Below are 16,150 nucleotides of genomic sequence, written 5' to 3' on the forward strand. Positions count from 1 at the left end.
GGACACGGCCCACGGCCTGTGCGCGGCGCAGAGCGCCTTGCGGCGGCTCTGAGCTGCGGACTTTCTGGATGTCGAAGCGTGGCCATGCCTGGCCACGCCGGCCGCATCCTCACCGGCGCCGCCTGGCCCGCCCTGGCCACCACCCTTGCCCGCGCCGAACCCGCCAGCCATACACCCCGCGTTCTCCTCGCCGAAGTGGCCACCAGCCGGGAACTCGACACAGCCGAACGCCCAGCCGAGGTCCTCAATTGGCGCATCACCGCACAACCCAACAGGCGAGCGCGGGCAGCGCGACAGCCCAGCACCTTCTTGAGCCCGGCAGCGGCGCTCCCGCTGTCCAGCCTTCGGCTCCGACGATGAGCCCGACGCACGACGAACGTCGTCGGCACCGGTAGCTGCAAGCGCCATGGTGCCTGCGAGTCGCGAGGCCCCGGCAGGTTCCGCGCCATGCCTACGGGACTTCGCGTCCAGGCGAGGCCACCGGCATGGGCAATGCGATATCTCCGCTCAACCTTCTCGCCCACGCTGTGACCTGAGTGAGGTGCTCGGGTTGCAGCCCCAGATGGGCGTCCGGCTGTACGAGCAGAGTGGGGAAGCCCGCAGCGTTGCGCTGCACGGCCCACTCGTGGTCGAGCGCGGTGAAGTCGTCATCGATCCAGACCGCGGGTTCGTCGCCGAGCCACGTGTCGACGTAGTCGCGCTTCCAGAGGTAGCCGTTGGGATGGGACGTCGTGATCTGGGGGCGCGGGAGATCGACATACGTGAGGGCCGGGAGGCCGAGGAGCGGGCCGACCAGCGTGGTGGCGTCGCGGCGCCAGCTCGTGCACCAGACCGGGGCGAGCGGAACACTCCGGAACATGGTGGTGAGCATTGGCCCGTGCGCCGGGTTGAGCCAGACGGTGACTGGATCCTCTGGAGTCCGGCCGTCCGGTACGACCTCGTGGCGAACGTGCGTGGCCGGGATGCTGCCGTCGCCTTGGGGGAAAGGTATGAGGACACCGTCGATGTCCAGCAGTAGGTAGGGCACGTTCATGGGTGCCTCCATGTGGTGTGGCGGTCGGCAGCGTCAGAGCTTGCGGGCCGTTATCAGCAGGGTCGTGGGCCAGTGGCCGAGCCGGGCATCGTGGAACTCATGGGCGGCGGTGAGCCATAGACCGGCGTCGGCAAGATGCCGCTGCCACTGCTCGGCGCTGAAGTCCCAGCGGGCGACGAGCAGTCGGTTGCGGTCGGGCAGAACGACGAAGTCCCGGCGGGGGTGGTCGCCCGTGGCCGCGCGGCGTCCTCCTCGCTGAGGGTGCGGGGTGGAAAAGGCGAGGGTGCGTCCGGGCTTGAGCTGCTGAGCGATGGCAGGCAGCAGCAGTTCAGGGGCTACGAGGCCGACGGCGCCGAACACGGAGTAGATGGCACCGAACTGCTCGTCGCAGCCCTGCAGATAGTGCAGTGCGTGACCGGCGACGAAGGTGAGGTTGCTCAACCTTCCGTAGTGGGAGCGGGCACGGCGGACCTGGAGACCGACCAGGTCGACGCCGGTGACACGGGCGCCATGGCGTGTGGCGAGGTGGGCGGTGTTGTGGCCGGGACCGCAGCCGAGCTCCAACACCCGCTTGCCGCTCAAGTCGTGGCCGAGGATCTCAGCGCCTGGTCCGCGTCCGGGTCTCGTCGTCCACCCCATCCGCGCCGGTACGCCCAGTGGCTCGGCAGGACCGGTCGCGGTGCGCTGGAGGGCGTGGGCATGCCAGGGGGATGCCTGAGCGGTGAGCACCTAGACCTCCAGCAGTTGGAGGATGTCGGTGAGGTGGCGGCGTACGACCTTGATGTACGCGGGGTCGGTGGCCGGGTCATTGACCCAGCGGATCGACTGCTCCATGAACCACTCGACCGCCCACATGCGGTGCCATCCGAGCGCCCACTGCTCTGCAGGCAGGCCGCCGCGCTCGGCGAGCGTGTCAGGGGTCCCGCCGGCGGCGACGTACTGGTCGAGGAAGGCCCGCATACGTACCGGGTCGGGGGTCTCGAGGGTGCCGTGCCAGCTGGCGAGGTCGAGCAGGCCGGGTCCGGTGAAAGCACGGGCGAAGTCGAGCAGACGCCAGCCGTGATCCCCGATGTGCAGGCTGGTGGGGTGGAACTCGGAGTGCACCCAGCCGAACGGGGCGAGCGTGGTGCCGGTGGCCTTGGGACCGGCGGCCTTCGTGATCTGATCGAGGGCACCTGCGATGTCGTCGGTATCCGACCAGCGGTCGGCCGCGTGGAGCTCATCGAGGTGCAGGGCTGCACGCACGGGCAGGCCGCTCAGGCGCTCCTCATCGAGGAGCGGCAGGGCCGGCGCGGTGCGGGTGCCGTGGAGGACCACGGCCGCCGCGACACCGTCGAAGTCGTCCGCCTCACGGGAAGGAGTGCCGAGGTCTTCGAGGAGCATGCCGAGGCAGCCGTCCAGGATCGCCGTCGCGTGTAGCTCGGGTACGGGGACGCCGAGGGTGCGGGCCAGGCGCAGGGCCTGCGCCTCGCTGTCGAAGGGCTGCTTGGCGTACTTGAAGATGGCGGTGGTCCGGTCGGGGAAGGTGACGCGTTCGACGCCGGACATCGACCACACCCGCACCTCGGCGCGTTCAGGCAGGGGCACTCCCTTGACTGCGCACAGGTGGGTCAGGAGTTCGGCGATCAGCTTCTCGTCCATGAGTGGGCTCCGTGGATTGATGGCGTCCGGGGCGGGCGAGGTGGCCGGCCCGCCCCGGAGCCTGGTCGGGTGCTACGCGGGGTCGGTCACGCGATGGGCGTAGACCTGCTCGATCCATCCGGCCTTGAACTCGGCAAGGTCGTTACGGAAGTTGGCCATCGAGGCACCGTAGGGCGCGACGACACCGCCGGACTGGTCCGGCACGGACTGGCAGCCGTGCACGAGCCTTCCGCCGAGGGCGGCGTGGGCCTTGATGGACTCGATGCGACGGTGCTCGTTGAACCAGCCGCCGTGGTAGACCTCGTCGAGCATCCCGCCCATCTCGTCATCCAGGTCGAAGACGACGGAGGTGGCGGCGGGGAAGAACCAGCACGGGCCGACGTTCGAGATGTGCCCGTCCAGCTCGACCTTGTTCAGCGCCATCAGCGTGGCCGCCTCACGGAGCATGCGCAGGTGGGCGGCGGTGATCTGCGGCAGCCCGAGACTGGCTAGGTGTTCGTCGCGGAAGAGGTACGTGTACACCTCGTACGCGGTGGCCAGGACCTGGGCCGCGTCCGACGTGGCCCAGGCGTTGGCCTTCACGAAGTCGAGGGCGAGCTGCTCGACCGCGCTCTGCGTTGTCTCCTCCACGTCCAGGAGCTGGGACTTGACCAGCTCCCAGTCGGCGACGAGCCAGGTGTGGGACTCGAAGCGGAAGAAGTACTCGGCCGGGTCGATGGTGATGCGCCGCCCTTCGATCTGGATGCCGGGCAGGCGGCTCCAGCGCTCATCGAAGGGGGTGGGCATCTCGACCGTGATGGCCGTAGCGGTTGCCGTGTCGATGTTGGTCACCGGGGACTCCGTCTTTGATCGGCCGGGTTCGGGCGCAGGAATGCCCGAACCCGGAACGGGCGTACGGAACTTGGGTGCCGCCCGGCCAAGTGGGGAGCCTGGATTCACGGTCGGATCTGGAACCGTTCCGGGCGGCTGATGATTAGTGAACCGCCGGTCACGCTCAGTGGGTACGGTGAAGGGCAGGCCAAGCGGTATACGCGGTTTACAGCGCCGGGATCGGAGGCGGTCGTGGCAGCGCCGAGAGAACCCAACTCCCGTCTGCGCGAGACCATCGAGTCCGTCGGCTGCACCTTCGAGGCCCTGGCCAAGGACGTCCGCCGCGTTGCCGCGGAGAACGGCGAGATGCTGCAGACCAACAAGTCAGCCATCTCGCACTGGGTAAGCGGAGCCCGCCAGCCCACCGGGAGGACCGGCCAGTACCTCGCCGAAGCCCTCTCCCGCCGCTCGCACAGAACCATCACTCAGGCCGAGATCGGCCTGGCCACCCCGGAATCCACCGCCGATGAACCGGACCCGGTCCTTGCCGCAACCGACCTCGGCCGCGCCGACGTCGAACGCCGCCGCTTCCTCGCCATCGCCGCCTTCACCACCGCCGGCGTCGCCATGCCGCTCGCCTACGACCGGGAAGCCACCACTCGCATGCTCCGCGCCCGCACCGGCACGACCCTGGTGGGGACGGAGGACGTGGACGTCGTACGCCAGATCACCGCCGCCTTCAGCGCCGCCGACGAACGCCTGGGCGGAGGCCACGGCCTGACCACCGTGACCGCCTACCTCGCCGACACAGCCGCTCCGATGCTCCGCGCCCGCTTCCCAACCGAAGCCTTACGCCGAGCTGCCTTCGGCGCGGTGGCCGAACTCGCCTATCTGGCTGGCTGGAAGCACCACGACCTCGGCCAGGAGGGCGCCGCCCAGCGCTACTACCAAGTCGGCTACCAACTCGCCTGCGAGGCAGACCCGCACGGCCATGCCGCCTGGATGATGCGCGCCCTCGCCCACCAGGCCCTCAGCCTCAAGCAACCCCACCACTGCATCGACCTCGCCGAAGCCGCGCTCGCTGGCGGTATCGGCCACATCGACGGCAAGACCGAGGCCCTTCTTCACATCACCCACGCCCGGGCCTACGCAGCCACCGGCGAGCGACCACACGCCGCCCGCGCCCTACTCGCCGCGGAAGACGCCCTGCTGCGCGAGGACGGCCCGCAGCCCAGCTACTCCCGCGTCAGCGGCCCGGCCTCCGGCACCGTCGCCAGCCACACCGCCCGCACCCTGACCGACCTCGCTGACCACGTAGGGACCGAGCAGCAGCACCGCGATGCGCTCACCCGCTGGGACCCGGAGAAGTACAAGCGTGTCCACGCCCTCACCTACGCCGATCTCGGCGACAGCCTGGCTGCTCAGACTCGCGCGGATGAGGCAGTTGCCGCCTGGAGCCAGGCCGTGGTGCTGATGGAGGGCATGACCTCGGACCGCGCCCGCAAGGCGATCACCTCGCTCCGGTCGACCCTCGTGATCTACCAAAGGCGCAAGGTGCCAGGAGCCGTCGAACTCGCCCATCGCGCACGGGAAGCACTCGCCTAACATGCCCAACAAGTCGGCCGACGAAGGGACCACCGTGGCTCAGCAGAAGACCAAGGACCAGCCCAAAGCCCTCAAGCCCGCCCTCGAGTCCATGACTCTGCTGGTCGCCGCCGTAATCGTCCATGACAAGGCCACCAACCGTGTCGTCCTCCTCCAACGCAGCGAGAACGCCAAGTTCGCCCAGGGCATGTGGGACCTGCCGGTCGGCAAGAGCGAACCAGGCGAACCCATCACAGATACCGCGGTGCGCGAGCTCTATGAGGAGACCGGCCTGACGGTGAAGTCGGAGTCGCTCAAGGTCGCCCACATCATCCACGGGGCATGGGGAGTTGAAGCACCCAACGGCTTCCTGACCGTCGTCTTCGCAGCCCACGAGTGGACCGGCGAGCCCGAGAACCGTGAGCCGCGGAAGCACGCCCAGGTTCGCTGGGTGGATGCCATGGCCATCCCCGAGGCGTTCGTGGACACCACCGCCAGCGCCCTCCGCCTCTACCTCGGCGGAGGCCCGGAGGTCTCCTTGAACGGCTGGGGGCAGTAACGGCCCCAAGGCCGCGCGCTCAACCCGCACGGCGAACCTTGTCGACAGCCTTCACCAGATGGGCGTCGACAAGGACAGGGCTGCCAGAGGTGCGTCCAAGGTGCCGGAAGCATCGATCTCGTCGTGCTCGTCGGCGCAGACCGGCATCAAGTTGTCGGCTGTGTGGCGCTCCACCAGGTCGTGTTCACCGCGCGGGGAACCTGCGGTCCGTTGTTGGCCCACGATGTGCGCCAACTCCCCCTGTCGCACGGTGCGGCCAGCCATCCCTCCGTCGAGCAGGTATCTGTTGCAGATCGCGCATCGGCCACCGCTGCGCACCCATACCTCCAAGCGCACAGGCGCTGGAATGGCTCGCCTCCCGCCGCCCTGCCCGGCCACCTTCCTCGCCATAGTCTGTCTCCCGTCTCGGAGCCCACCTGCCGAGGCCATTGTGCGTTTCCGTCCACCCTTCCGTGACTGACTTCGGGCGCACGCCCTCCGGGAGGGGCTCCACCAGTACCTGGATTCAGGCGCCGGTCGTCGGCGAAAACGGCGGGCGGCATTGTCAGTGCTCCGTGCGACCGTGATCGCACTTGAGTCATGGGACGGTCACGACTCCATGAGCGCCCGTCCCCTCCACCGGCGTAGCGCTGACAGCAAAGGGGATGTCAAGGCAATGGTCTTCGGCACGCTGCACATTCGTCGTCTCATGTCGTCGAATAGTGAACGGAGGGCGAGAACGGAGACACGGTTGGGGGTTCCCGGTCCACGCAGGGCGATGGACGATTCTCAGTCCGGCGGGCCTCAAAATGACGCAGCTGCCGACGAAGTTGAAGTCCCTTTGCCAGCTGCGGGTTTCGACGAGCGGGTGGATCTGGTCTTTCGGGCTCCGAAGCGCGGGCGCGATCAGCTGCTCGCCAAGGGGCTGTGTGAGCAGCAAGGTTGGGCTATCCGGCTGGCCGGTGAGCAGGAGGATCCCGGACGGCCGGAGGACCAAGTTGCATATGTCGTAGAAGTGCGGCTTCCAGGCTCGCGCAGGGGCGCCGAAACCGGCGCTCGCCAGCGCCTGCTGGAGGTTGTGGGCAAGCACGTGTCCGTGACCATCGTGGGAGGGTCTCTCGTCCGTGCCCAGGCGCCTCAACCGTTGGTGACATGGCGCGTCTTTCGGGAATCAAGCTGGCGGAGCAGGCGGGGTCTCGGCTGGTTGGCCTCGCTGCGTACCCAGTCAGGGCTCGCTGACGAGCAGCGCACCATCGGCGTTGCTCCATCTGTCGAAGAAGCGGAGGTCCGCGAGCTACTCGTGCGACAGCGGCTCGGAGGCTTCGAGTTTGACGAGTCGCGCCACGGCGTGCGCAAGAGCGTGGGACCCAAGGCCAATGAGACGGAGGAGAACGGAAACCCATGGTGGCGCGGCCGTCGAGGGGTAGCGCTCCGCCTTGCCCTGGCATCCCTGCTCATGTTCTACGGCTGGCTCGCGTACGACCGTTCCTTGCTCGGCCAACTGGGCATGTTCGCGCCACTCGCCGTCGCGGCGTGGTTCGTCGGCAACTGGTACACGAGCAATCAGCGTCGCCCCTGGCCCTTGCGCTGGGCGGCCGGGACCTTGATCCTCGCTGGCAGCGCGATGCCCGGATACGTGTGGCACCAACAGAACCCCTACGGCGTCGCCGCGCAGATCAGGAGCGTTCTGCTCACGTTCGCCTGTCTGACTCTGCTGTGGTATGTCCCCCGAGGCTGCTGGTTCGCCGTTCGCCAGACCTGGATTAGCAGGCATGCGGTCGGCCTGCTTACCGTGCTTGTCCTGCCCCTGCCGTGGGTCCTGCCGTTCGTCGGCTCGTTCTTGCAGTTCCTGTACGTGGAGGACGCTTTTGGAATCCCCTCCGACTCGGTCTCCGCTCCCGTGTATTGGACCGGCGCATCCGCACTGCTCCCTACGCTCGGTTGTGTTGGGCTGCTCCTGCCGCCTCTAGCCCTCTACGGCTGGGCGCGCCACTTTCACTGGGCCTGGGAGAAGAGCATTGTGACCGTCGTGTCCGTGGGTGCCGCCGTCATGCTCGTCGTTGCTGGAGGAGTTGCCTTCATGAGCCGGACCGCTGCAGCAGCCCACCACGCCGCCCGTGATGTAGTGAACGCGACCGCACCGGACTCCTACTTCGGCATCCAGGGCGAGCGGATGTGTGTACAGCCACTCAAGGCCAAGCTCTCCGTGCACAATGGTCCGCTCTCCATCGATCGTCCGCTGCTCGCTTTCAGCACGGATGGCGCGGTCCTCTACCTGTGGGACCCAGCACGGGCTCGTGAGCGTGGGGGCCCTGACTCTGTGATGTCGGTGAACTCGGCAGAGGTCTCGACATACGCAGTGAGCGATGGTCAGAACCGCTGCCCTGAGCAGAGGTGAGGTGTATCGCAAAGTGTGTGCTCCGCAGCGCCCGTGCTGCAGTGGCGACGCTCAACGCCGGTCTGAGAAGGTCAGACGACCGGTATTGCGTGCACTATGCGTGAGCGGGCCAGCAAAGCACCGGCCGGCGCGGGCCGGATCAAGCCTCCTGATGGATGGTGCTGACCTGGCGAGGACAACACCATCCGGCACGAGCACCCTTGATCATGGATTCCGTCCTGCTCGTAATGCGTAAGTCTCGGGCGGAGCCGTGCCATAAGCGAATGAGGCCGCCACCCCGATGGCGATGGGGAGTGGCGGCCTCACTGTTGCTGACGCTACGTCAGAGGATCGGGCCGACGGTGCACACGCGGTGCACAAGAGGGCGGAAACCAAGCGGAAACAGCGAGCACTGCTGAGCAGTGTTTCCGCAGGTCAACGCCTGCGTTCAAGAATCCCGCCCAGGTCACCCAGACCTGATCTTTAGATGTCGAAGTACAGCTCGAACTCGTGCGGGTGCGGGCGCAGCTGGATCGGGGCGATCTCGTTCGTGCGCTTGTAGTCGACCCACGTCTCGATCAGGTCGGACGTGAAGACGCCGCCGGCCTGGAGGTACTCGTTGTCCGCCTCGAGGGCGTCGAGGACCGCGGGGAGCGAGGTCGGGACCTGCTGGACGTTCGCGTGCTCCTCGGGAGCCAGCTCGTAGAGGTCCTTGTCGATCGGCTCGGCCGGCTCGATCTTGTTCTTCACGCCGTCCAGGCCCGCCATGAGCAGCGCCGAGAAGGCGAGGTACGGGTTGGAGGACGGGTCCGGCGCGCGGAACTCGACGCGCTTGGCCTTCGGGTTGGAGCCCGTGATCGGGATACGCATGGCCGCGGAGCGGTTGCGCTGCGAGTAGACCATGTTGACCGGGGCCTCGAAGCCGGGGACCAGGCGGTGGTACGAGTTCACCGTCGGGTTGGTGAACGCCAGCAGCGACGGGGCGTGCTTGAGGATGCCGCCGATGTAGTAGCGCGCCATGTCCGAGAGGCCCGCGTAGCCCTGCTCGTCGTAGAAGAGCGGGTCGCCGCCGGCCCACAGGGACTGGTGGACGTGCATGCCCGAGCCGTTGTCACCGAAGATCGGCTTCGGCATGAAGGTCGCGGTCTTGTTGTTGCGCCAAGCGACGTTCTTCACGATGTACTTGAAGAGCATCAGGTCGTCGGCCGCGGCGAGCAGCGTGTTGAACTTGTAGTTGATCTCCGCCTGGCCGGCCGTGCCGACCTCGTGGTGCTGGCGCTCGACCTGCAGGCCGTTCTTGTCCAGCTCCAGGGAGATCTCCGCGCGCAGGTCGGCGAAGTGGTCGACCGGCGGGGCCGGGAAGTAACCGCCCTTGTAACGGACCTTGTAGCCGCGGTTGTTCTCGACGGCGCCGGTGTTCCAGGCGCCCGCCTCGGAGTCGATCTCGTAGAGCGAGCGGTTGGCGGAGGTCTCGAAGCGGACCGAGTCGAACACGTAGAACTCGGCCTCGGGGCCGAAGTACGCGGTGTCGGCGATGCCGGTCGACGCGAGGTAGGCCTCGGCCTTCTTCGCCACGTTGCGCGGGTCGCGGGAGTACTGCTCGCCCGTGATCGGGTCGTGGATGAAGAAGTTGATGTTGACCGTCTTGTCGCGGCGGAAGGGGTCGACGCGCGCGGTGGACAGGTCGGCGCGGAGCGCCATGTCGGACTCGTGGATGGCCTGGAAGCCGCGGATCGAGGAGCCGTCGAAGGCAAGCTCCTCGTCCGGATCGAACGCCGCAGCCGGCACCGTGAAGTGCTGCATCACACCCGGCAGGTCGCAGAAGCGGACGTCTACGAACTTGACGTCCTCGTCCGCGAGGAACTTCTTGGCGTCATCGGCGTTCTGGAACATCCAACTCCTCCTACTCCCACCCGGGGGAGGGGCGGGGTTTGTAGCTCGGTCGTGCGGCCAGTGCGGTGGCACACGCTGGACCTGACCATAGGCAGACGTGGTTTCTCAAGCATGACCCATTTGTTTCGCCGAAGTTAACCGGACGAGGGGGGTCAGGCGGGCCGAGCGGCCGGGCGCAGTACCGTGGACGCGTGGACAACAGGGAAGCAATGGGATCGTGGCTGTCGGGGCCCCGCGAGGCCCTGGAACAGTCGGGCGCGGACTTCGGGTACCGCGGGGAGCAGCTCGGTCTGCCCGAGCGCGGTCCCGGCTCCGTCGCCCGCCCCGGCCAACGCGTCGGGGCCCTCGTCGTGGACTGGGCGCTGTGCATGCTGATCGCATACGGCCTGGTCACGCACGGCTACAGCCAGGCGACGGGAAACTGGGCGCTGCTCATCTTCCTCCTCCTCGGCATCCTCACGGTCGGCACGATCGGCTGCACGCCCGGAAAGCGCCTCTTCGGCCTGCGGGTCGTCTCCGAGGCGGGCGGGCGGCTGGGGCTCGGCCGGGTCGTCGTCCGCACGGTGCTGCTGTGCGTGGCCGTGCCCGCGCTGATCTGGGACCGCGACGGCCGCGGCCTGCACGACCGTCTGGCGAAGGCCGTACAGGTTCGTATCTGAGCGCGGCGTCTTCGGCCGCGGGTGCGTGGTGGCTGGTCGCGCAGTTCCCCGCGCCCCCTGAGATGCGCACTGCGTGCGCCATCTCACAGAGGCGTCGCGCCCCGATGGGGCTGCGGCGGAGCCGCATGCTCCAGGGGCGCGGGGAACTGCGCGACCAGCCACGACGAAACCCGCGGACACCAGACGAACGAAAGGCGCCCCGAGCACAAGCTCGGGGCGCCTTTTCGTAGGGCATCAGCGGAGCGTCACCGCATCTTGCCGCCCTTCGGCATCCGCATACCCTTCGGCATCGGACCCTTCGGCAGCGGCATGTTCGCCATCAGGTCGCCCATCGCCCGCAGCCGGTCGTTGGTCGCGGTCACCTGGGGGCCGGGGAGCACACGGGGCAGCTTCAGCATGGTGGTGCGGAGCTTCTTCAGCGGCACCTGGCCCTCGCCGTTGCCGACGAGCAGGTCGTGGACCGGGACGTCGGAGACGATGCGGGCCATCTTCCGCTTCTCGGCCGCGAGCAGGGTCTTCACCCGGTTCGGGTTGCCCTCGGCGACCAGCACGATGCCGGCCTTGCCGACCGCCCGGTGCACGACGTCCTGACTGCGGTTCATCGCTACCGCGGGCGTCGTCGTCCAGCCGCGCCCGATGTTGTCGAGCACCGCGGCCGCCGCGCCGGGCTGGCCCTCCATCTGCCCGAAGGCCGCTCGCTCGGCACGGCGCCCGAAGATGATCGCCATCGCGAGGAAGGCGAGCAGGAAGCCGAGAATTCCGAGATAAATGGGGTGACCGATCAAGAAACCGATCGCGAGGAAGACACCGAAGGTGACGATTCCCACAGCCGCGAGTACAAGACCGATCTTCGAATCGGCCTTGCGGGTCATCTTGTAGGTCAGAGCGATCTGCTTGAGCCGCCCGGTGTTTGCAGCGTCCGCTGCAGGTTCCTTCCTCGCCATGCTTCGAAGTCTACGTGGCCGGGGGCCGCCGATGAACAGCAGCACCGGCCTCGACGCGGCTCAGCCCCGGGAGCTGACGGCTTCGAGGACGCGCTGGGCCTCGACCCGGTCCTTGGCGCGGCGACGGTCCTCCAGGACGGAGGTCCAGGCATTGCGGCGTGCGGTGCGCTGGCCGCTGCTCATCAGCAGCGACTCGACGGCACGCAGAGCGTGGGTGAAGGTCGGGATCGCGGTGGCGCGTACGGGCGCGGCCTGCATGGGTGAGGTCCCCCCTCGAAGTGGGTCACGGCTTTGGTGAAAGGTGTACGAGGCGTGATTACAGCGTCACTGATTGGTGTTACCAGGACGTGACCGGGCGGTCAAACGCCGATGAAGCCTTGTCGGCCGCGCCGGAACGGTGACGCGGCCCCGATGGTCGCCCTCATCTGCGAGGACGGTCGGGACCGCGCCTTCTCGGCCGATACCGGGCGGTAGTCGCTTGTGCGTGAATTCACACGCGCAGTGCCATGCGGCCGGACCTGGTGCTGTGCGATCGGACGGCGGTGCCGCGTGGTCGAACCGCGGTACCGGGCGGTCGAACCGCGGTACCGGGCGGTCGAACCGCGGTGCCGTGCGGTCAGACCGCCTGGGAGGCGACGTACGCGCCGCGCTTCTCCACGGCCATCTGGAACAGCCGCCCGGCGCGGTACGAGGAGCGGACCAGCGGGCCCGACATGACGCCGGAGAAACCGATCTGCTCGGCCTCCTCCTTCAGCTCCACGAACTCGTGCGGCTTGACCCAGCGCTCCACGGGGTGGTGCCGCACGGACGGCCGCAGGTACTGCGTGATGGTGATCAACTCGCAACCCGCGTCGTGCAGTTGGCGCAGCGCCTCGCTGACCTCGGCGCGCTCCTCGCCCATGCCGAGGATCAGGTTCGACTTGGTGACCAGGCCGTACTCGCGGGCCTCGGTGATGACCTTGAGCGAGCGGTCGTAGCGGAAGCCGGGGCGGATGCGCTTGAAGATCCGCGGCACCGTCTCGACGTTGTGCGCGAAGACCTCGGGGCGCGAGGAGAAGACCTCGGCCAGCTGCTCCGGGACCGCGTTGAAGTCCGGGGCGAGCAGCTCGACCTTGGTGCGGCCCTCGGCGCGGTCGGCGGTCTGCGCGTGGATCTGGCGCACCGTCTCCGCGTACAGCCAGGCGCCGCCGTCCTCCAGGTCGTCGCGGGCGACGCCGGTGATCGTGGCGTAGTTCAGGTCCATCGTCACGACCGACTCGCCGACGCGGCGCGGCTCGTCACGGTCGAGCGCCTCGGGCTTGCCGGTGTCGATCTGGCAGAAGTCGCAGCGCCGCGTGCACTGGTCACCGCCGATGAGGAACGTGGCCTCGCGGTCCTCCCAGCACTCGTAGATGTTGGGACAGCCCGCCTCCTGGCAGACGGTGTGCAGGCCCTCGGACTTCACGAGGTTCTGCATCTTCGTGTATTCGGGGCCCATTTTCGCCCGGGTCTTGATCCACTCGGGCTTGCGCTCGATGGGGGTCTGAGCGTTACGGACCTCCAGGCGCAGCATCTTGCGTCCGTCGGGTGCGACTGCGGACACGACCGGCTCCCTAAAGCTTTGATTCCTCGGCGTACATCAGGGTACGCCCGTGATGTTCATGGCCCTCACGGATGGCCAACCTCTGGCCTTCGGGGTGCATTCCCCAGGGGCCCCGAGACCCCCGGGGCGCTACGCCGGGGCCTTCTCGACGGGGCGCGGTCGCAGCTCCGCGTCCTCCAGGACGGCCCGCAGATGTTTCTCGGCCACCGGCAGCACCTCGTCGATCGTGACCTCGCGGCCCAGCTCGTACGAGAGTGAGGTGACGCCCGCGTCGCGGATGCCGCACGGGATGATCTTGTCGAAGTTCGAGGTGTCCGGGTTCACGTTCAGCGCGAAGCCGTGCATGGTGACGCCCTTGGCGACGCGGATGCCCATGGCGCAGATCTTGCGGTCCTCGCGGCGCTGGCCCGCGTTCGAGGGGGCGTACTCCGGCCCGTCGAGCCGGGGGTCGAACTCCGGGTCGCTCGCGCGCGGATCGAAGTCGAGGATGAGGCCGCCAGGCTTCGGGCGCTCGGCCACCGGGTCGCCGAGGACCCAGACGCCGGCTCGGCCCTCGACGCGGGAGGTCTCGATGCCGAACTCCGCGCAGAGGGCGATCATCGCGTCCTCCAGGCGGCGCAGGTGCGCGACCACGTCCACCGGGCGGGGCAGCTTCTGGATCGGGTATCCGACGAGCTGGCCGGGGCCGTGCCAGGTGATCTTGCCGCCGCGGTCCACGTCGATCACCGGGGTGCCGTCCAGCGGGCGCTCCTCGGGCGCGGTGCGCCGGCCCGCGGTGTAGACCGCCGGGTGCTCCAGGAGCAGACACGTGTCGGGCACCTCGTCCGCGAAACGGGCGGCGTGCACACGACGCTGCTCGTCCCAGGCGACCTGGTACTCGACCATGTCCGCACCGAACCCCATGCGGACGAACCGGAACTCACTCACGGCAAGCGCCTCCCTCGAAAACCTTCACCGTGCATATATCGCGCCCCGAACCACTGTACGGCGCTCGCACCGGCGGTCAGTGGGTGGGGAACAGGCGGTAGGAGGCGTCGAGCTCCCTGACCTCGACCGAGCACGTGATCCCCGGCGCCCCGGACGTGTGTTTGTCCAGCAGCGCCAGTACGTCCTCGGAGAGCGCGGCCCGTACGGACTGCGGGCGGCCCGGCAGCAGCCCGACCTCCACGTGCAGGAAGGGGGCCGCGACGCCGTCCACGTAGGAGGCGCCCGGGCGGGCGAACGTCTTGCCGACGCCGACCGAGCGCACGCGCTCGACGACGAAGGGGTGGAGCTCCGCCACGAGGGCGGGTACGTCGACCGTGCCGGCGAGGCCGTCGGAGTAGTCGATGACGATATGAGGCACGGGGAGAAACCTTCCAGGTACTGCTGGGTACTTCTGGGTGTAACGCACAAGCATCGTATGACTGAGCGGAGGCGGCCTCCGGACCGCCCCGTCGTCTCCCGCACCGGGCCCGGTCCGTCCACTCCTCGCGCAGTTCGTCACACGATCGGATGAAGGCGCCGCGAAGGCCCCGTGGAGGGCCGGTATCGCCGCTACATTCGCGCCGTTCCATGAGGGCTGCACCCCGGCCCGGAAGGCAGGAGACCGCACAGCTGATGACGGAACGACCTCCGCAGCGCACACCGAACCGCCAGCTCGCCGCGCTCATCGCGGAGGCGGGTTTCTCCAACGCGGGCCTCGCGCGCCGCGTGGACCAGCTCGGGCTCGAACACGGTCTCGACCTGCGATACGACAAGACCTCGGTGACCAGATGGCTGCGCGGGCAGCAGCCGCGCGGGACGACCCCGGCACTGATCGCCGAAGTCTTCACCCGCCGCCTCGGCCGCCGCCTCTCCGCGCAGGACCTCGGGCTCGACGCCTGCGCGCCCGTCTACGCGGGCCTGGAGTTCGCGGGCTCGCCGGAGGAGGCCGTCGACATCGTCAGCGGCCTGTGGCGCAAGGACTCCGGCAGCCACGCCGAGCTCCGCAAGATCGCGTTCACCCCGGCCGGACTCGTCGTGCCCAGCCGCGACTGGCTGATCGGCCGCGCCGACGACCGCGTCACCCGGGGCGAGGCCGTGCCCCGCGTCCCGCTCCAGGGGCGGCCCGCCGTGCCCCGGCAGCGCACCCAGACCGAGCGGGGCCCCGGACACCGGGTGACCGGCGGTGACATCGCGGCGCTGCGCTCGGTCAGCGAACTGTTCCGCGCGCTCGACCACGCCTACGGCGGCGGGCACGCGCGGCAGGCGCTGGTGCGCTACCTGGAGCACGAGGCCGAGCCCATGCTGCGCGGCACGTACGGGGAGCAGGCCGGGCGGCGGCTCTTCGGGGCCGTCGCCGATCTCACCCGGCTCGCGGGCTGGACCTCGTACGACATCGCGGCGCACGGGCTCGCCCAGCGGTACTTCGTCCAGGCGCTGCGGCTCTCGCAGGCCGCGGGCGACCGGCTGTACGGCGCGTACGTCCTGCTCACCATGAGCCGCCAGGCCGTCTACCTCGGCCACGGCCGGGAGGCGGTGCAGCTGGCGCGGGTCGCGCAGCAGGGGGTCGGGAGCGCGGCGCCCGCCGCGCTCCAGGCGCTGCTGCACGCCGTGGAGGCGCGGGGGCACGGCGTCCTGGGCGAGGTGCGGTCCTGCACGGCGTCGCTGGTGCGGGCCGAGCGGGCGCTCGAAGCCGCGCGGGCCGGGGACGATGTGCCGCCCTGGGCGCGGTACTTCGACGAGGCGCAGCTGGCGGACGAGTTCGGGCACTGCCACCGGGACCTCCAGCTGTACCGGACCGCGGCGCAGCACGCGGAGCGGTCACTGCGGTTGCGGGCGCCGGGGTTCGCGCGGAGCCGGCTGTTCTGCCGGGTCGTGCTGGCCTCCGCGCGGCTCGGCCTCGGCGAGCTGGACGCGGCCTGTGCGCTCGGCGCTGAGGCGGCGGCCGCCGCCGCGGACATGCGGTCGGTGCGGGCGCACGAGTACGTCCGGGAGTTCGAGCGCCGCCTGGAGCCCTACCGCGACGCGGGGCCCGTCCGGGGGTACCGGGAGAAGATCGCGGCGCTGGGCTGAGCCGGGCGCGGGGCGGCCTGCCGGGTCGCCTCGCCGAGCCGTGCCCGCTGCAC

The 16,150-nt window shown here is 69.0% G+C and carries 16 protein-coding genes and 1 pseudogene; 6 read left to right on the plus strand and 11 right to left on the minus strand.

What is annotated here, in order from left to right; translation table 11 throughout:
• Nucleotides 1-81: 81 nt before the first annotated feature.
• A pseudogene (locus ACZ45E_RS32750) lies at nt 82-395 on the plus strand (relaxase/mobilization nuclease domain-containing protein); the annotation flags it as partial.
• A 56-nt stretch (nt 396-451) separates the two neighbouring features.
• On the opposite strand, the gene ACZ45E_RS32755 reads toward ACZ45E_RS32750, so the two are convergent.
• From ACZ45E_RS32755 to ACZ45E_RS32770, 4 genes are all read right to left on the minus strand, one after another.
• Nucleotides 452-1,033, minus strand: coding sequence for an HAD domain-containing protein (locus ACZ45E_RS32755; RefSeq protein WP_468227864.1), 582 nt, complete (start codon nt 1,031-1,033; stop codon nt 452-454).
• A gap of 33 nt (nt 1,034-1,066) precedes the next feature.
• Entirely contained in the window at nt 1,067-1,762 is a 696-nt protein-coding gene (locus ACZ45E_RS32760; RefSeq protein WP_468227867.1) for a class I SAM-dependent methyltransferase, read from the minus strand.
• Nucleotides 1,763-2,674: a phosphotransferase family protein gene (locus tag ACZ45E_RS32765; RefSeq protein ID WP_468227870.1), complete on the minus strand. Its 912-nt coding sequence runs from the start codon at nt 2,672-2,674 to the stop codon at nt 1,763-1,765.
• A gap of 72 nt (nt 2,675-2,746) precedes the next feature.
• Nucleotides 2,747-3,505: a hypothetical protein gene (locus ACZ45E_RS32770; protein ID WP_468227873.1), complete on the minus strand. Its 759-nt coding sequence runs from the start codon at nt 3,503-3,505 to the stop codon at nt 2,747-2,749.
• Nucleotides 3,506-3,736: 231 nt separating this feature from the next.
• On the opposite strand from ACZ45E_RS32770, the gene ACZ45E_RS32775 reads away from it, so the two are divergent.
• Both ACZ45E_RS32775 and ACZ45E_RS32780 read left to right on the plus strand, forming a co-directional pair.
• Nucleotides 3,737-5,089, plus strand: a complete 1,353-nt coding sequence (locus ACZ45E_RS32775; RefSeq protein ID WP_468227874.1) for a tetratricopeptide repeat protein — start codon at nt 3,737-3,739, stop codon at nt 5,087-5,089.
• A gap of 1 nt (nt 5,090) precedes the next feature.
• Entirely contained in the window at nt 5,091-5,627 is a 537-nt protein-coding gene (locus ACZ45E_RS32780; RefSeq protein ID WP_468227877.1) for an NUDIX domain-containing protein, read from the plus strand.
• A gap of 51 nt (nt 5,628-5,678) precedes the next feature.
• Here ACZ45E_RS32780 and ACZ45E_RS32785 read toward each other — a convergent pair whose 3' ends face one another.
• On the minus strand, nt 5,679-5,891 hold the full coding sequence (locus ACZ45E_RS32785; RefSeq protein WP_468227880.1) for a hypothetical protein: 213 nt from the start codon (nt 5,889-5,891) through the stop codon (nt 5,679-5,681).
• A 493-nt stretch (nt 5,892-6,384) separates the two neighbouring features.
• Between ACZ45E_RS32785 and ACZ45E_RS32790 the strand changes: the two genes are divergently transcribed.
• A complete protein-coding gene (locus tag ACZ45E_RS32790; RefSeq protein WP_468227882.1) occupies nt 6,385-8,004 on the plus strand; it encodes a hypothetical protein in 1,620 nt (539 codons plus the stop codon).
• Between the two features lie 462 nt (nt 8,005-8,466).
• Here the strand turns inward: ACZ45E_RS32790 and glnA are convergent, their stop codons facing one another.
• Nucleotides 8,467-9,876: a type I glutamate--ammonia ligase gene (glnA, locus tag ACZ45E_RS32795; RefSeq protein ID WP_468227884.1), complete on the minus strand. Its 1,410-nt coding sequence runs from the start codon at nt 9,874-9,876 to the stop codon at nt 8,467-8,469.
• 191 nt (nt 9,877-10,067) lie between these two features.
• Here glnA and ACZ45E_RS32800 point away from each other — a divergent pair, with 191 nt between their 5' ends.
• Nucleotides 10,068-10,535, plus strand: a complete 468-nt coding sequence (locus ACZ45E_RS32800) for an RDD family protein (RefSeq protein WP_468227887.1) — start codon at nt 10,068-10,070, stop codon at nt 10,533-10,535.
• 245 nt (nt 10,536-10,780) lie between these two features.
• Here ACZ45E_RS32800 and ACZ45E_RS32805 read toward each other — a convergent pair whose 3' ends face one another.
• From ACZ45E_RS32805 to ACZ45E_RS32825, 5 genes are all read right to left on the minus strand, one after another.
• Nucleotides 10,781-11,479 carry a DUF4191 domain-containing protein gene (locus tag ACZ45E_RS32805; RefSeq protein ID WP_468227990.1) on the minus strand — a complete coding sequence of 233 codons (699 nt, stop codon included), beginning with the start codon at nt 11,477-11,479 and terminating at the stop codon, nt 10,781-10,783.
• A 60-nt stretch (nt 11,480-11,539) separates the two neighbouring features.
• Complete coding sequence (locus ACZ45E_RS32810; RefSeq protein ID WP_468227889.1) at nt 11,540-11,737, minus strand: SCO2195 family GlnR-regulated protein; 198 nt, start codon at nt 11,735-11,737, stop codon at nt 11,540-11,542.
• Between the two features lie 358 nt (nt 11,738-12,095).
• Nucleotides 12,096-13,061 carry a lipoyl synthase gene (gene lipA, locus ACZ45E_RS32815; protein ID WP_324766485.1) on the minus strand — a complete coding sequence of 322 codons (966 nt, stop codon included), beginning with the start codon at nt 13,059-13,061 and terminating at the stop codon, nt 12,096-12,098.
• 129 nt (nt 13,062-13,190) lie between these two features.
• Nucleotides 13,191-13,988 (minus strand): lipoyl(octanoyl) transferase LipB, encoded by a 798-nt coding sequence (lipB, locus tag ACZ45E_RS32820; RefSeq protein WP_468227891.1) that lies wholly within the window; start codon nt 13,986-13,988, stop codon nt 13,191-13,193.
• A 76-nt stretch (nt 13,989-14,064) separates the two neighbouring features.
• Nucleotides 14,065-14,406 carry a 5-carboxymethyl-2-hydroxymuconate Delta-isomerase gene (locus ACZ45E_RS32825; protein ID WP_468227895.1) on the minus strand — a complete coding sequence of 114 codons (342 nt, stop codon included), beginning with the start codon at nt 14,404-14,406 and terminating at the stop codon, nt 14,065-14,067.
• Between the two features lie 254 nt (nt 14,407-14,660).
• Between ACZ45E_RS32825 and ACZ45E_RS32830 the strand changes: the two genes are divergently transcribed.
• Nucleotides 14,661-16,097, plus strand: a complete 1,437-nt coding sequence (locus ACZ45E_RS32830) for a regulator (RefSeq protein WP_468227898.1) — start codon at nt 14,661-14,663, stop codon at nt 16,095-16,097.
• Nucleotides 16,098-16,150: the final 53 nt, after the last annotated feature.

This window comes from Streptomyces sp. NPDC030991 (assembly GCF_055571235.1).

Bases quoted from the DNA above. Each gene is read 5' to 3' on its own strand.
- ACZ45E_RS32755 (WP_468227864.1), bottom strand. From the start codon at position 1,033: ATGAACGTGCCCTACCTACTGCTGGACATCGACGGTGTCCTCATACCT.
- ACZ45E_RS32765 (WP_468227870.1), bottom strand. From the start codon at position 2,674: ATGGACGAGAAGCTGATCGCCGAACTCCTGACCCACCTGTGCGCAGTC.
- ACZ45E_RS32780 (WP_468227877.1), top strand. From the start codon at position 5,091: ATGCCCAACAAGTCGGCCGACGAAGGGACCACCGTGGCTCAGCAGAAG.
- ACZ45E_RS32785 (WP_468227880.1), bottom strand. From the start codon at position 5,891: ATGGCTGGCCGCACCGTGCGACAGGGGGAGTTGGCGCACATCGTGGGC.
- ACZ45E_RS32790 (WP_468227882.1), top strand. From the start codon at position 6,385: ATGGACGATTCTCAGTCCGGCGGGCCTCAAAATGACGCAGCTGCCGAC.
- glnA (WP_468227884.1), bottom strand. From the start codon at position 9,876: ATGTTCCAGAACGCCGATGACGCCAAGAAGTTCCTCGCGGACGAGGAC.
- ACZ45E_RS32805 (WP_468227990.1), bottom strand. From the start codon at position 11,479: ATGGCGAGGAAGGAACCTGCAGCGGACGCTGCAAACACCGGGCGGCTC.
- ACZ45E_RS32810 (WP_468227889.1), bottom strand. From the start codon at position 11,737: ATGCAGGCCGCGCCCGTACGCGCCACCGCGATCCCGACCTTCACCCAC.
- ACZ45E_RS32830 (WP_468227898.1), top strand. From the start codon at position 14,661: ATGACGGAACGACCTCCGCAGCGCACACCGAACCGCCAGCTCGCCGCG.